The sequence below is a fragment of the Bradyrhizobium sp. LHD-71 genome (genome assembly GCF_031157255.1).
Lineage (GTDB): Bacteria > Pseudomonadota > Alphaproteobacteria > Rhizobiales > Xanthobacteraceae > P52-10.
Genome location: NZ_JAVIFX010000028.1, coordinates 99,203 through 114,244, shown reverse-complemented (window position 1 = coordinate 114,244; position 15,042 = coordinate 99,203). Strand labels below are relative to the sequence as shown.

Annotated in this window: 15 protein-coding genes; 7 read left to right on the top strand and 8 right to left on the bottom strand. The window is 65.0% G+C overall.

The features are described from left to right. A partial coding sequence (locus tag RCO31_RS26955) for an IS3-like element ISRj2 family transposase (RefSeq protein ID WP_308971450.1) occupies window positions 1-842 on the top strand: 842 nt, incomplete at its 5' end. Between the two features lie 1,098 nt (window positions 843-1,940). Here the strand turns inward: RCO31_RS26955 and RCO31_RS26950 are convergent. Together RCO31_RS26950 and RCO31_RS26945 are read right to left on the bottom strand one after the other, a co-directional pair. Further along, a complete protein-coding gene (locus RCO31_RS26950) occupies window positions 1,941-2,135 on the bottom strand; it encodes a hypothetical protein (protein ID WP_167520709.1) in 195 nt (64 codons plus the stop codon). Window positions 2,136-2,500: 365 nt separating this feature from the next. Next, window positions 2,501-3,574 (bottom strand): hypothetical protein, encoded by a 1,074-nt coding sequence (locus tag RCO31_RS26945; protein ID WP_145640733.1) that lies wholly within the window; start codon window positions 3,572-3,574, stop codon window positions 2,501-2,503. Between the two features lie 234 nt (window positions 3,575-3,808). On the opposite strand from RCO31_RS26945, the gene RCO31_RS26940 reads away from it, so the two are divergent. Continuing rightward, complete coding sequence (locus RCO31_RS26940) at window positions 3,809-4,849, top strand: patatin-like phospholipase family protein (protein ID WP_145640732.1); 1,041 nt, start codon at window positions 3,809-3,811, stop codon at window positions 4,847-4,849. A 7-nt stretch (window positions 4,850-4,856) separates the two neighbouring features. Here RCO31_RS26940 and RCO31_RS26935 read toward each other — a convergent pair whose 3' ends face one another. Both RCO31_RS26935 and RCO31_RS26930 read right to left on the bottom strand, forming a co-directional pair. Next, the gene (locus RCO31_RS26935; protein ID WP_145640729.1) at window positions 4,857-5,285 is read right to left on the bottom strand and encodes a CBS domain-containing protein; all 429 of its coding nucleotides are present in this window, start codon (window positions 5,283-5,285) and stop codon (window positions 4,857-4,859) included. A gap of 212 nt (window positions 5,286-5,497) precedes the next feature. Beyond that, window positions 5,498-6,292: a rhomboid family intramembrane serine protease gene (locus RCO31_RS26930; RefSeq protein ID WP_145640725.1), complete on the bottom strand. Its 795-nt coding sequence runs from the start codon at window positions 6,290-6,292 to the stop codon at window positions 5,498-5,500. A 452-nt stretch (window positions 6,293-6,744) separates the two neighbouring features. On the opposite strand from RCO31_RS26930, the gene RCO31_RS26925 reads away from it, so the two are divergent. From RCO31_RS26925 to RCO31_RS26910, 4 genes are all read left to right on the top strand, one after another. Continuing rightward, on the top strand, window positions 6,745-7,299 hold the full coding sequence (locus RCO31_RS26925; protein WP_145640723.1) for a PAS domain-containing protein: 555 nt from the start codon (window positions 6,745-6,747) through the stop codon (window positions 7,297-7,299). Window positions 7,300-7,430: 131 nt separating this feature from the next. Beyond that, the gene (locus RCO31_RS26920) at window positions 7,431-8,564 is read left to right on the top strand and encodes a DJ-1/PfpI family protein (RefSeq protein ID WP_145640721.1); all 1,134 of its coding nucleotides are present in this window, start codon (window positions 7,431-7,433) and stop codon (window positions 8,562-8,564) included. 22 nt (window positions 8,565-8,586) lie between these two features. After that, window positions 8,587-9,093, top strand: a complete 507-nt coding sequence (locus tag RCO31_RS26915; protein ID WP_145640718.1) for a GNAT family N-acetyltransferase — start codon at window positions 8,587-8,589, stop codon at window positions 9,091-9,093. Window positions 9,094-9,216: 123 nt separating this feature from the next. Further along, on the top strand, window positions 9,217-9,510 hold the full coding sequence (locus tag RCO31_RS26910; RefSeq protein WP_145640715.1) for a hypothetical protein: 294 nt from the start codon (window positions 9,217-9,219) through the stop codon (window positions 9,508-9,510). Between the two features lie 75 nt (window positions 9,511-9,585). Here RCO31_RS26910 and RCO31_RS26905 read toward each other — a convergent pair whose 3' ends face one another. The 4 genes from RCO31_RS26905 to RCO31_RS26890 all read right to left on the bottom strand — a co-directional run bounded on the left by RCO31_RS26905 (window position 9,586) and on the right by RCO31_RS26890 (window position 14,253). Next, window positions 9,586-11,535 (bottom strand): DEAD/DEAH box helicase, encoded by a 1,950-nt coding sequence (locus RCO31_RS26905; RefSeq protein ID WP_145640713.1) that lies wholly within the window; start codon window positions 11,533-11,535, stop codon window positions 9,586-9,588. 225 nt (window positions 11,536-11,760) lie between these two features. Next, window positions 11,761-12,177, bottom strand: a complete 417-nt coding sequence (locus tag RCO31_RS26900) for a VOC family protein (protein WP_145640711.1) — start codon at window positions 12,175-12,177, stop codon at window positions 11,761-11,763. A gap of 8 nt (window positions 12,178-12,185) precedes the next feature. Then, entirely contained in the window at window positions 12,186-13,337 is a 1,152-nt protein-coding gene (locus RCO31_RS26895; protein WP_145640708.1) for a zinc-binding dehydrogenase, read from the bottom strand. A gap of 166 nt (window positions 13,338-13,503) precedes the next feature. Then, entirely contained in the window at window positions 13,504-14,253 is a 750-nt protein-coding gene (locus RCO31_RS26890) for a bifunctional 2-polyprenyl-6-hydroxyphenol methylase/3-demethylubiquinol 3-O-methyltransferase UbiG (protein WP_308971449.1), read from the bottom strand. A 216-nt stretch (window positions 14,254-14,469) separates the two neighbouring features. Between RCO31_RS26890 and RCO31_RS26885 the strand changes: the two genes are divergently transcribed. Continuing rightward, window positions 14,470-14,970 (top strand): AAA family ATPase, encoded by a 501-nt coding sequence (locus tag RCO31_RS26885; protein WP_145640703.1) that lies wholly within the window; start codon window positions 14,470-14,472, stop codon window positions 14,968-14,970. Window positions 14,971-15,042 lie beyond the last annotated feature (72 nt).

Genomic DNA, 15,042 nt, shown 5'->3' with positions numbered 1-15,042 from the left:
CTGAGCGCAAAGCGATGATCGACCGCGGTCATGATCTTTCTATCGTGCGCCAGGCGAAGGTCCTGAAGCTGGCTCGCAGCACGGTCTACTATGAACCTCGGCCAGTTTCGGCCGAGGACCTTGCCTTGATGCGTCGGCTCGATGAGCTGCATCTCGATTATCCCTTCGCGGGAGCGCGTATGCTGCGATCGTTGCTGCGGCGGGAGGGGGTATACGCCGGTCGCCGCCACATCGCGACGCTGATGAAGCGCATGGGGATCGAGGCGGTCTATCGTCGCCCGAACACGAGCAAGCCGGCTCCGGGTCACAAGATCTACCCGTACCTGTTGCGCGGATTGAAGATCGAGCGGCCCGACCATGCGTGGGCAATGGACATCACCTACATTCCGATGCGGCGTGGCTTCGTCTATCTCGCGGCGGTCGTCGATGTGTTCAGCCGACGGGTCCTGGCCCATCGCGTCTCGATCACAATGGAGGCGGCCTTCTGCGTCGAAGCGGTCCAGGAGGCGTTGGCGAAGCACGGCAGGCCCGCGATTTTCAACACGGACCAGGGCAGCCAGTTCACCAGCCTCGAGTTCACCGATGTGCTGCTGGACGCGAAGATCGCCATCAGCATGGATGGCAAGGGCGCCTGGCGCGACAACGTGTTTGTCGAGCGGCTCTGGCGCACGGTCAAATACGAAGAAGTTTATCTCCGCGCCTACGACAGCGTGTCCGAGGCGCGAGCGTCAATTGCCAAGTATCTGGCCTTCTACAATCAGGGACGCCCTCACTCGAGCCTTGACGGGCGCACGCCCGACGAGGCTTACTTCGGCACGCAAGCTATGGTGATGGCCGCATGACCGTCGCCGACGATTTTGTCGTCGCTCTGGTCGGGCTACGCCCTCCCGACGCAACGACAAAATCGTAAAGCCCCGCGTTCAGCATAACCCGGCAGGAATCCACTTAAATCCAGCGGGGCGCTGTCCAAACAACCGGGGCCAGCTCTGGTTCCGTTCGGTGACTATGACAGTTTTAAGTCAGGTGTTGGTTAGTGGGTGTTAGAGACTATGACGGTTGTGCAAACTGCGCTCGTCCGGGCATGCGCTGGCATTTTGGTCCACGACTGCTTTCGTCATTGCGAGCGCAGCGAAGCAATCCAGGATCTTTCCGCCGCGGCAGTCTGGATTGCTTCGTCGCAAGGGCTCCTCGCAATGACGGAGTGTGGGGCAACAGCTTCGCTCCATCGATCTTTGCAGGCACGCCTTCGCAGCCTCGCGGCAAATCGCGCCCGAGTTTTGCGTCGGTGCCTCACCCTCGATTGAAGAAGGGCGCAGGGAAGACCGGGTGCCGGCCGGGCACCCACGGTCCACTGTGCGAAAGCGTGTGCTTACAAAGATTGCACAGCGGCATACAGGTGAAGCCAAGCAACCGGCCTTCCCTGCGCAGTGGGTTTACGGCGTATGTCGTGCTCTCCCCGGGGAGCGATGCACTATTGCCCCCGTCGCCTTGCGGATGGCTGATGCTGCGAACCCGGTCGGGCCGCCTCATCACCGCAAGACTTGGCGTACAGACCCCGGACGCCAGGACGACACGATTTTGCCGTACGCGAACCGCACCCGTCGTTGGCGCGACGCTTTCGCTCACGGTTGCCCGCCCTGCGAAGCCCTTCGCGCCGGTGTGGTCCACGTCCCACCGCCGCCCGGCCCGCGTTCGTGACGATCGCGATACGCCCCTCTTCGTTGGGCCGGGTTGCGGCGATACATACGCCGTTTCCGAATTTCGGTAAAGTGGAATATTTTCGACGGTGCACGTTGACTCAGCTCTGGCGTGTTTTGCCCGGCGGGCAACGCAAAGCCTAGTAGCCCGGATGAGCGCAGCGACATCCGGGATTCTGCCGGCACCGTCCCGGGTGTCGCTTCGCTCACCCGGGCTACGAGGATGTACGCGCAGGAACGCCGCTAATCCTCGCTCGAGGCCGCGGAGCGGTTGTGCAGATAGGCCTGCGACAACAGGAAGAACAAGGCGCGCTCGCCTTGATATTTGGCGGACGGCCGGGTGCGCTCGAAGCCGTCGGCAAAGACCTTGCCGGACTGGTCGCACACTTGCCATCGCCAGCCAAACCGCTTGCGCCTGGTGAGGATCACTTCGAACATGCCGACGGGCTAGGTCCCCTGCTCCTGCCGGTCTCGCAAGGCACGCGCCTGCTCCGGCCTCCCCCGTTAGACGGATGCCCGACATATAACGCAGCAGGATGGAAAGAGAATAAAATTGATGATCGGAAATTGGTCTCTTCCACCACTGTGGTGAATTCACGGCGCATCGGAATAAGACGGCGCCCGCGGTGTAAGTCCAAGCTCAGCGCAACAGGCCGGTAGCAGTCATGGTATTCAAGGCAGTACACAAGAAATAACGAATGGTGAGCATCCGCTTACCCGACATGCAACGACAGAGGTAAGAAGGGATAGATCAATCGTGCGCTAGATGAGATGTGTCGTATCTGCAGCGTTACAGAAGGCCGCTACCGCGCGACGACCTCGACTTCGCCGTCGACGCCGTTCACGACGTTGAAGCCACGCTCGTAGACCTTGCCCTCGTTCTTGGCGATGGCGCGGTATTCGCCTTCGGAGAGCACGACGCGCGGAAAGGCGCCGATCGATTCCTTGATGACGTCGCCGCCCGGGGTGATCACCGACCAGGCGGTGTTGGCAAGCGCTTCGCCGCCCCTGTCGCTGACGAGCTTGAGCGTGATCACGGCGGCGCGGTGGGTGATGGTGACGTCGGTGAGCTTGCCGGCCTGGACGCGGATGTCCGAGCGCACCACCGAATTGGCGTCGCCGTAGTTGGAGACGATGTAATAGGTGCCTTCCGGAATCAGCACGACGTCGCCGGCGGCGACGTTGGGAACCAGCGAGGCGCGCTCGCCGGATTCGAACTGGCTGCCCTTGTAGATCGAGAACGAGATCTGGTTTTGCGGAATGCGGCTGGTGCCGACGCGGCCCTCGATGCGCAGGCCGCCCGCGGGCAGGACGAAGGATTCGCGGTCGGTCTCCGCCTTCAGGCTGACGGTGCGCACCGCGCTGACGAGGCCGAAAGCGACGTGGACGACGTAATTGCCGGGCGGCAGCACGATGTTGGGCGCGGCATTGCGGTCCTCGCGGATCAGCTTGAAGGTGCCGTTCTCGTCGGGACGGTCGGCGAACACGCGCCAGACCAGGCCGCTGGTGATCGCAGGAGAATCCTTGCCGTATCTTGCGGTCAGCGACAGCACGCCCTGGCCGGGCACGGCCGCATTCAGCGGCGCGGCCGGCGGCACGGTCGTGACCGCGGGCGGCGGCATGCTGGGCGAGAGCGGCTGCATCAGGGTCGGCGGCAGGCTCGGGGGGCCGGCGCCCGGCCCGGAGGGTGCGGCCAGATTGATGGCGGCGCCGGGATCGGGCACCGAAGCAGGGGGCACCGGCGGCGGACGATCGGAGAAAAGCTGCGCCTGAGCGGCGTTCTGGCCCAAGATCATGAGGCAGGCGGCAAGGCTCAGCGCCGGCAGCAGCCGAACGCTGCGCCGCCATCCGATGATGCCGTCACCCCCGCGTGTCATGCCTCCTGCTTTTCACCGAAAACGCGGCAAATTCAAGCCTCGGAACCCCCAGGAAATACGGTTCTCGGGAACCCGATTGACGCCTGCGTGATTGGCCGAGGACGACCAGCCGTCGCCACACTGCTGCCCCCTGCTTCCCGAACGGTATAAACCATGCTTCACCCTCGTTATGGCGGAGCGGAGGTCCGGCGCCTACTCTGGTGTGAGGGCTGGCCCGGGCAGGAGAGTTTTTCGGTGCTGGATATTTTGAAGGGTCGGGGCGCGAACGGCTCCAATGGGGAAAAAGCGGGGGAGAAGGTGGGGCTCGGCACCACCCGCCGGCCGGTCATCGGCCTTGCCCTCGGCGGCGGCGCGGCGCGCGGCTTTGCCCATATCGGGATCATCAGAACTCTGATCGCCAATGGGATCGTGCCCGACGTCGTGGTCGGCACCTCCATCGGCGCCGTGGTCGGCGGACTCCATGCGGCCGGCCGGCTCGATACGTTCGAAGATTGGGGGCGCAGCCTGCAGGGCATGCGCAACATCCTCGGCTATCTCGATATCCGCCTCAACGGCTCCGGCCTGCTCGGGGGCGAGAAATTGGCAACCCGGCTCGAGGAGGCGGTCGGGCAGGCCCTGATCGAGGACCTCCCGATCAAGTTCGCCGCCGTGGCGACCGAGGTCCGCACCGGCCACGAGATCTGGCTGACGCGCGGCCGCGTGGTCGATGCGATGCGCGCCTCCTATGCGCTGCCCGGCATCTTCGCGCCCGTGCTGATCGGCGACCGTTGGCTGGTCGACGGCGCGCTGGTCAATCCGGTGCCGGTCTCGGCCGCCCGCGCGCTCGGCGCCGAAATCGTCATCGCCGCAAATCTTTCCAGCGACATCTTCACCCATTCCACGACGATCTATTCGCACGGCGCGATGCCCGCGCCAGTGGCAGTCGTACCCGAAGTGTCGACTGCCAAGCGGCGCTTTCCGCGATTTTTCTCACCCGAGAAGACCATGAAGCGCGAGTTCTTCGGCGGCGGCGGACGGCCCGGCATCTCCTCGGTGATGGTGGATGCCTTCAACATCATGCAGGACCGCATCACGCGCGCCCGCCTTGCCGGCGATCCGCCCGACCTGTTGATCACACCGCGCGTCGGCCAGTTCGGCTGGTTCGACTTCCACCGCTCCGAGGACCTGATCGCGCACGGCACGCGCGCCGCCGAGCGCGCGTTGGACTCGATCCAGGAGGCGATCCACGTGCTGGCGCCGCCGCCTGAAGGGGCAGCGCCCACCGCACAAGAGTGAGATCCGATCAGGCGGTCTTGATGTAGTCGCGCAGGGCTTCCTGCTCGGACTCGTATTCCTGGACGCGGCGCTTGACGATGTCGCCGATCGAGATCAGGCCCACCACCTTGCCGTTGTCGATCACGGGCAGATGGCGGAACTTGCCCGTGGTCATCGTTTCCATGAGCTCGGCGACCGTATCGGTCTCCTTGCAGGTGACGACCTTGCGAGTCATGACCTGGGCAACCGGTTCATCCAGCACGCTGGCGCCGCGCTCGCCGAGCACGCGCACGATGTCGCGCTCGGACAGGATGCCTTCGAGCCGGCTCTGGTTCATCACCAGCACCGCACCGATCTTCTTTTCGCCCAGCAGCTTGACCGCGGCCGACAACTTGGCGTCGGGCTCGACGCTCATGATCTGATGGCCCTTGGTACTGAGAATGGAACGTACCGTCATTGTCGCCTCCCAGAATCGGAGCCGTTCGCGTTCGGCGGTCCGGACTTGTTCGCGAGTCTTCAACTAACAGTTACAGCGCCGGTTTCACGCTCGTGCGCTTTGCGAAGCGCTGCCGCTATGGGCTTGCCGCTTCGGAACATTCTTCCGGGGAATGATGGATGAATTCGGGCGGCGCTGCAAGCGCCGCTTCAAATATGGTCTGAAACGTCGCGTTATGACGCATCCGCAGCATCGCTTCGCACGCGCGGCACGGGATCGAACAGCGCGAACAGCAGGAGCCCTGCGAAAAAGCCGCCGATATGCGCCTGCCAGGCCACGCTCGTTGTCTCCGCATCGACGCCGATCGCGCCGAGACCGAAAATGATGTTGACGCCGAACCAGACCGCGAGGAAGCCGACCACGCGCCCGTCGCGCAGCGCGCGCGACAGCGGCAGCGCCGGAACCTTCGCGGCGGTAGCGGCGTCCGAGCGGCTGAACGAGAGAAAGCTGCCGCGGGCGAAGGCGAAGCGGATCGCCGCCGCCATTGCGCCGGACACCGAAGCCGAGGCGCCGATCATTGGCGCAACCGCATGCTCATGGGTGATGAGATGGGCGAGCGCGCCGGCCGCCGCCGTCACCGCCATGAACACGAAGAACCTGACGGCCCCGAACCGCCGCGCCAGCGCGCTGCCGAACGGCAACAGCCACAGCAGGTTGAAGCCGAGATGGGTCAGATTGGCGTGCAACAGCGAATAGGTGACGAAGGTCCAGACCTTCGCCCCCGTCCCGCCCGGGATCTGCAGATTCAGTAGCGAGGAATCGTACCGCTTCGGGATGAAGCCGAAGACGTCGATGGTCCAGTTCTCGAGCTCCGGCGGCAGCAGCACCCGCAGATGGATCACCGCGAGCAGAACGATATAGGCGGTCAGCGCCGCCGGCAGTGTCAGGATCGGCTCGCGCGGAGCCTTCTCCTGGACGGCCGGCAGATCCGGAGACTCCTGCGGCGGAGAATTTGGCGGGGAATCCAAGGCAGCTTCGCTTTCAGCGCGATCGGAGCGACATGCTTGGAGATAGTCGCCTTTGCCGCCCCTGCGCAAGTGCACAAGAGGAAAAGGCAGGGCCCCTGGGGAGCCCTGCCTGTCCATGTCGGTCTTCCGGTACTCCAAGGAATAAGGTGTATCCCCACCCCTCCCCGCGGCCCGTGACCAAACTGTTTGACGCCCTGTGTACAAGCCTCGCCGAGAACCTGGAAAACCGGCGGGGCTTGCGTCCGCGGTCACCATAGCAGCGGGGCTGCCGGCGGGAAGCGCATAGTTAATTTAACGTTAACGGTGCAAAGAAAGCTCCCAGGGGGCCTAAAACACGCCCGCGGCATGGACGCTGCAAATCCCCTCCTGCACAACAACCAAAGGGATCGCGGGTGCACTGAAGCGGGACAGGGTTGTCCCGTGGGGTTGCACCCCGGGGTTAGCGTTCAGTCATGAAACATCCGTCGAGCCGCGCGTTCTTCGCGTATTGGGACAAGAAGCGTGGCACCGCGCGGGCCCCTGATCGGGCCGACATCGACCCGGCTGCCGTCCGCGATCTGCTCAGCGACATCTTCGTGCTGTCCTGCGAGCCCAATCTCGGCTTCCCGTTCCGCGTGGCCGGCACGCGGGTCTGCGCGCTCGCCGGGGGCGACCTCAAGGACCGGAGCTTTGCGGCGCTGTTCACGCCGGAAACCCGCGGCGAGATCGAGGAGATCACCACCATTGTCGCCGACGAGACGCTGGGCGCAATCGCCGGCCTCACCGCCGCGCGCGAGGACGGCAGCAAGGCGCATCTCGAGCTGCTGCTGCTTCCCTTCAACGCCCGCCCGCACACACCCGTCAGCGTGACCGGCGTGCTGGCACCGTTCGACGATGAATGCGGCACGCTCGGTGCCTTCACCCTCACCTCATGGCGCTATCTGCATCAGCCGGAGAAGCTGCTGCCGCGCGCAATCCGCAAACTGCAGATCGCACGCGGGCTGATGGTGTATGAGGGGCTGCGCTAATCTCGAAAGCGCAGGCGACCGTGTCGATCGTCGCGCGGCATGGCCGCTTTTGCCGGATTTGCGTCATTCCTGAAGTAGCCGCGAGCGGCTAGCTTCCGCGCCGCGTGAGACGACGAGCGGGTGACATCATCATGAGCTGGCGCATTCTGGGCTGGACCGTAGTCGGCGGCGTGGCACTGCTTGCCGCGATCGGCGGAACATGGCTGCTTCTGCTGCCCGGCGCGCCATCATCGGGAACCGCGTCTGCGATCTCCAGCGAGGAAGCCGCGGCGACGCTGGCCGCGTTGAAACCGCCGAAACGAAAGCGCCCCTTGATCGCCATCGTCGGCATCAACGACATGAGCGAGACCACCGACTATCTCATGCCCTACGGCATCCTCGCACGCGCCGACATCGCCGACGTCCTCACCTTGGCGACGCAGCCCGGGCCCGTCACGCTCTATCCTGCGCTCAAGGTGCAGCCGCACGCGACCATCGCCGCCTTCGATGCAGCACACCCCGACGGCGCCGACTACGTCATCGTGCCCGCGATGAGCCGCGACGACGACGCAGCGGTCCTGCAATGGATCAGGAGCCAGGCCGGCAAGGGCGCGATCGTGATCGGCGTCTGCGTCGGCGCCACCGTCGTTGCCAAGACCGGGCTGCTCGACGGCAAGCGGGCCACGACGCATTGGTATTCCGTGCGCGACCTCCAGAAGCATACGACGATCCGCTATGCGCCGGATCGCAGACTGGTCGTCGACCAGGGCGTCGCGACGACCACCGGCATCACCGCATCCATGCCGATGGCCCTCACCTTGATCGAGGCGATCGCCGGCCGGGCCAAGGCCGAGGCGGTCGCCCGCGAGATCGGCCTTGCGGCGTGGGATGCGCGCCACCGCAGCGACGCCTTCAGCTTCACGCGCCCCTTCGCGCTGACCGCAATCGCGAACACGCTCGCGTTCTGGAACCGCGAGCAGCTCGGCATCGCCTTGACGCCCGGCATCGACGAGGTCTCACTCGCGCTGATCGCCGATGCATGGTCGCGAACCTATCGCTCGCGCGCCCTCACCTTCGCCGCCACGCCGCAGGTTCAGAAGAGCCGCGGCGGTCTCGGCATCCTGCCGGAGCGGATCGCCGACGATTGGCCGGCACACCAGACGCTGCCGGATACCGTCACCTCGCCGCCAGCGCAGGCACTGGACGAGACGCTGCGCGCGATCGAGACGCGCTATGGATCGCGCACGGCCGACTTCGTGGCGATGCAGCTAGAATATCCGCGATAGCGGCAGTAAAGATTTGTTCGACATGAGCAAGCCGCATTGGCGTCCCGCACGCGCGTCCGATCTCGCTGCGATCAGCGCGATCGCGGCGCGAATCCATCCTGGTCTGTTCGAGCGAACCGACGTGCTCGCGGAGAAGATGCGGCTTTGTCCCGATGGATGCCGCGTGCTCGCTGCGGACGAAGCGATCGTCGGCTACGGGCTCGCCCATCCCTGGAAGCAACATCGGATTCCACCGCTCGACGGCTTCCTCACTGGATTGCCCCACGATGCGGACTGCCTCTACGTGCATGATGTCGCCGTGCTGCCCGACGCCCGCGGCGGTGTCGCACGCGCCTATATCGCGATGATCGAGCAACTCGCGCGCGCATCCGGCATCACGGCGCTGGCGCTGGTCTCGGTCTATGCCACGCAGCCGCTGTGGCAACGCCTCGGCTTTCGGCCCGTGGCGGCAGACGCGGAATTGCGTACGAAGCTCGCCTCCTACGGCGAGGGCGCGACCTACATGCTTCGCGATCTCGCTGCGGCGTGACGCCCTTCCCGGTCGCGGCTCACGCGGGCGTGAAGCCGCCCGCTCGAACCGGCTTCGGCCGGCCTCCGTCGAAGAAACGTGCGGACCGTTCCGGTCTCGCCGAACCGAGACTGGAGACCTTCCATGAAGCTCACATTGTCGAAAGTTGCTTTGATTGCATTCGCTGCGACGGCCGCGTTCAGCGCGACCAGTGCCAACGCCACGCAGTACCGGGCCTACGGCTGCGAGTTCGCCTTCTTCGAGGGCTGTGCCGGTCTGGTCGAGGTGCCGAACCAGGGCGGACGGCGCGCTCGTACCGCTCCCGATATCTCGCCCGTCTACATGAAGCAGACCGACCCGCGCTACAATTCGGTGCTGCATGACGCCGGTGGTGGCGGCGGCGGAGGTGGCGGTGGTGGTGGCGGCGGCGGCCGCTGAGCCCACCGGACTTTTCCGATGATGTCGCCGGTGCGATCCGGCGGCATCATTGCCGTCCGGACTGGATGACGAGGCTCACCCGCGACGCTTCTTCTTCGCCTTCTTGCCTCCCGCACCCTTGACGGGCCATGGCGTGACTGAAGGCTCCGCGTGGGCCGGCTTGTTTCGCTGCTTGTTCTTCCTTCCGAAGGAAGGAGCCTCGTCGACTCTCGGACCGCGCTCGCCGTGAGCCTTGTCGCGCGGCTTGAATGCTTTTGTGTCGCGTGCGCGATCTTCACGACGCGGGCGGCGATCGGCATCGGCGCTCTCGCGCCGGGGCGTATATGACCTCTCCTCCGACGGCGCCTGCCGCTGCGGCGCCTCCGCCATCGGCTCGATGCGGATGCTGTCTTCCTTGTCCGGACGCTTGATCTTGGCGGCGAAGGACTCCGCCACGCGCTCGGAAATCTCGAACTCGGTGGTGGTGTCCATGATCTTGATGGCGCCGATGTCGCGCTTGTCGATGCCGCCGCGGCGGCAGATCATCGGCAGCAGCCAGCGCGCCTCCGCATTCTTGCGCCGACCGATCGCGGCGCGGAACCAGACGCTGCCCTCTGCCATATTGTGCTTCGACGATCCCTTGCCGGGCTTCGATCGCGACTTGCCAGGACGATCCTCGTCATCCGCACCTTGAAATTTGTCGCGACCGCGATCCTCCCGCGGCTTGCCGCTGCGTTCGCCGGGATCGAGGATGTCTTCGGGGGACGGCAGCCGTGCCCGATAAAGCCGCGCCAGCGCGGCGGCGATGTCCTCCGCCGACCGCTCGGCCAACAGCGCCTGCGCCAGCACCAGATCGTCCGGCGTCGTCTCCTCCGTGAACAACACGTCCTTCATGCGGGCGTGGTCGAGCTTGCGGATTTCGTCGGCCTGCGGCGCGGTGCCCCAGTCCGCATCGATGCCGGAAACATTGAGCAGCAGCTCGGCGCGCCGCCGCCGTGCCGGCGGCACGAGAAGAACGCTGGTGCCCTTGCGGCCCGCGCGCCCGGTACGGCCGGAGCGATGCTGCATCACCTCGGCGTCATTGGGCAGATCGGCATGGATGACGAGGTCGAGGCTCGGCAGATCGATGCCGCGGGCGGCAACGTCGGTCGCAACGCAAACACGGGAACGTCCGTCGCGGAGCGACTGCAGCGCCATGGTGCGCTCGTTCTGCGTCAGCTCGCCCGACAGCGCGACCACGGAAAAGCCGCGCTCGAGCAGCGCCGCCTGCAGATGCCTGACGGCATCGCGCGTGCTGCAGAACACCAGCGCGCTCGGCGCCTCATAGAAGCGGAGCATGTTGACGACGGCGTGCTCGATATCGCCAGGTGCGATCCGGATCGCGCGATACTCGATGTCGGCGTGCCCGCCTTCGTCGCCGGCGACCTCGATCCGGAACGCGTCGCGTTGATATTGCCTTGCCAGCGCGACGATGCCGCGCGGGAACGTCGCCGAGAACAGCAGGGTGCGGCGCGTCTCCGGCGTGGTCTCGAGAATGAACTCCATGTCCTCGCGGAAACCGAGATTGAGCATCTCGTCGGCCTCGTCGAGAACGACCGCCTTCAATTCCGAGATGTCGAGCCGGCCGCGGCGCAAATGATCGCAGAGCCGCCCGGGCGTGCCGACGACGATGTGCGCACCGGCGGCGAGCTCGCGCTGCTCGCGGCGCGGATCCATGCCGCCGACACAGGAGACGACGCGGCCGCCCGCATGCCCATAGAGCCAGGCAAGCTCGCGCTGCACCTGAAGCGCGAGCTCGCGGGTCGGCGCCACGATCAGGGCAAGCGGCGCGGCCGCCTGCCCGAACCGCTCGGCGTCATCGAGCAGATTCCTGGCGATCGCGAGCCCATAGGCGACGGTCTTGCCAGAGCCGGTCTGGGCCGAGACCAGGAGGTCGCGGCTGGTGGCTTCGTGGGCGAGCACCGCGAGCTGGACGGGGGTCAGTGAATCATAGTTCCGCTCAGCCAAAGCGCGGGCGAGCGGCGGGGTCAGGGCCGGAAGAGACACGAGATGGGAAACCTTGGTTAATTCAGGCGCGGCACAGCGAGCCGAGGCGCCTAAAGCTGCGTGCGCGGCAACGGCCCGGCCGCACGCCGGATTTGATCTGGCGCTCTTTACGCCAACAGGCCGGAAATCACCAGTGCCGTGATGCATGGCTTGGCGGAGAGTGCCGCGCCAAGGTTGCAGCGGATATCTGCTCTCGACCCCGGCATTTGTACCATCCGCGTGACCTCAGATCTCCGCGTAGACCTCCAGCAGGTTGCCGTCGGGATCGCGGAAGAACAGCGTCCGATGACCAAAGGGCTGGTCCGTCGGCGGCGACAGCAGCGCCACGCCCTGGCGCAGAAGCTCGTCGGCGCATTGGTCGACCTCGGGTGCAGACACTTTGAAAGCCAGTTGCAGCGAGGCGCTGCCTTCAGGCGTCGGCGCATCGGCCGCAGTCCGGCCCGGCTTCGCCAGCACCAGCGTGTTGGGGCCGAGGCCATACTCGATCCAGTTCGGCGACAGCTCGCGCAGCAGGGACAAGGCGAGCACGTCCTCGTAGAAGCGCCGCATCGCCGCCATGTCGCGCACGAAGATGACGGTGTAGTCGATCGCGCGGATGGCGCTGAAGGGCGAGCGGGCGGGCGCGCTGGATTCGCCTGTCATCGTCGCCATCATTCCACCAGCTCCGGCCACGGCACGATGGTGGACTTCACCGTCTTCATCGCCATCGCGTCCTTGACCGCCTGCGCGACGCCCTTCTCCGTAAACGGATAGATCGTCTGCATCTTCAGCCACGGATATTTGCCGGCCGTGCGGTAGAGCATGTCGACGCCGAGCGGCAGATCATTGCCGGTGAAGCCCCAGGATCCCAGCACGTTGAGGTCCTTGGTGCAGATGCGGTGCCAGGAGGTGTCGATCGAGCCGGCATCGGTGAACTGGCCCATCTCGACATAGGTGCCGCCGTCGCGCAGCATCTCGATGCCTTCGGGGCCGGCGGTGGGGTGGCCCGAGCAATCCATCACGAGATCGGCGCCGAAGCCGCCGACGATGTCGCGGACGCGCGCAATGCGCTCTTGCGGCGACGTCAGCTCTTCGATGTTCACGGTTGCCTCCGCGCCGAATTCGCGCGCGAGCTTGAGCCGCGGCTCCTCCGGGGCGCCGACGCAGATGATGCGCCCTGCCCCCATCTCCCTGGCCGCGGCGACCGCGAGAATGCCGATCGGGCCCGAGCCCTGTATCACTACCGTATCGCCCCAGGTGAAACCGCCGGCGCGGCTGGCGCGATTGAAGGCGCGGATGCAGGAGGTCAGCGGCTCCGACAGCGCGCCGAGGCGCAGCGACATGTCGTCGGGAAGCTTGTAGATTTTCGTGCCCGGCAGCATGTCGAGATCGACATAGACATATTCGGCCCAGCCGCCCCACATGTGCGGCGCCTTGTCGAAGCCGAGATAGCGGCCGTAATAGACCGGCGTCAGGCATTTGTTCGCGGTCTGCGGATAGTGGATGCAGTAATAGCAACGGCCGCACGGCATCAGCGGCGGGATCATCACCTTAGATCCGACCTTGAGCGGCTTGCTCATGAAGTCCTCGGTGAACTCATCGCCGCACTCGACGATGACGCCGCCAATCTCGTGGCCGAGCGTGAACGGCCAGGGCAGCGGCTTCGGCCAATGTCCCTTGAGAATATGCAGATCGGTGCCGCAGACACCGCAGGCGCCGACCTTGATCAGCGCAGCCTTGCGGCCGACCTTCGGCCACGGCACGCTGCGGATGACGGGCTCGGTGCCGGGACCGGCGTGGGTGCAGACGCGAATGGCTTCCATGGATGTGTCCTCAGTGCCCGCTTGTTATGATTGATGGGTGCAGGCTGACGACAAGCGTATGTGAGATAGGACGTCGTGCCAAGCAGCAGTCTCGTAGCCCCGCATGAGCGAAGCGACATGCGGGAAGATATGCCCCGGATATCGCTTCGCTCATCCAGGCTACGAACTAGAGACCGCAGAGACAGATCTGACGCATGCTGCCCGCAGTCAGAGGACTGTGATCGAAATCACCAAAGCGTGCGATGAGGCCGAGGCCGCCCGAAGCGATCAGCAATGGCATCTCCTGCGGGAAGATACTGCGCATCGGCAATTTCACCCGCCAAAAATCCGTTTCGGTCTCGCTCGACCAGTACCACTCCACATGCCTGACCTGTGCGAGCGGGTCGTATCGTGCCGTCTCCTCAATGGTGATCATGCCAAGGTCATCGTGGACGACCGTGCCGATCAACTCCCGCTTGTCGGGATCAGCGTTGAGCATGGCGATGTTGGGCAGGAACGCATCGAACACGAGCCGGCCGTTCGGCGACAGGTGCTTGCCGACCGATCCGAAGAAGCCTTTGAAGTCATCGAGGCTATGCAGGTGCAGGACCGAATTCATGGCGACGATGATGGTGTCGAAGGTCCGTCCCCCGAGATCGAAATCGCGCATGTCCACCTGGGCGAAGCCGGGCTCGACCGATTGCGCTCTGGCGTGATTCCGCGCGCGCTCCAGCATCGCCGAAGACAAATCGGCTCCGACGACCTCGAGCCCGGCTTGCGCCAGCGGAATGGTCAGGCGACCGCTGCCACATGCAAGATCGAGAACGCGCCTTCCGCGCTCGCGCGCAATCTCGACATAGAAGCGTTCGAGCATCGCGTTTGGCGGAGCCATCAGGTCATAGAGATCCGGGCGGTCATAGAGGCTGTTCGGTTCCATGGGGGGATCGTAGCCGATAATCTCGAGGCCCGCGCGGGGCGACTTGTCCGCCGCTGCTCGAGCGACGGCCTCAATCGGGCAGCCCGGATTACGCTTCCGCTCCAGCCAACCTACTGGACTTCGTCGCCCGCGTGAGCGAAGCAAACCTAGGAGCGTGCTCCGGCCTCGACGAACGAACCGTAACCGATCACAAGACATGACCAGCAATCGCCCCCTGTGTTGCTCGTATTCGGCGGCCTTCCGGCCACCGGCAAGACGACGGTCTCCCGCGAGTTGGCAACGCGGCTAAAGGCAACATACCTCCGCATCGACACCATCGAACAGGCCTTGCGGCAGGCTGGCCTGGCGGTCGGCACGACAGGGTATGCCATAGCGAATGCCATCGCCGCCGAAAACCTCAAGCTCAGCCGAACCGTGGTTGCCGATTGCGTAAACCCGGTGCTTCCGAGCCGTGCCGGCTGGCGGAAGACGGCGGCGGAAAATTCGATACATATCGTCGAGATCGAATTGATCTGCCGTGACCTCGCCATCCACCGGAGACGGGCGGAAGACCGCGTCGCCGATATCAGTGGCCACGAACTCCCAAACTGGGAGGAGATAGTGAACCACCACTATGAGCCGTGGGATCGAGAGCATCTCGTGCTCGATACGGCCGATGGGTCTGTCGATCATCTCCTCGAGCGGGTGGAGAAATACGTTCGGGGCAGGATCGGCTAGCCTATCAAGAGCCGGCCATCGCTTTGCACATATGGGCTGCGCACCCATGCATCTTGAAGCGCCCATTGATGA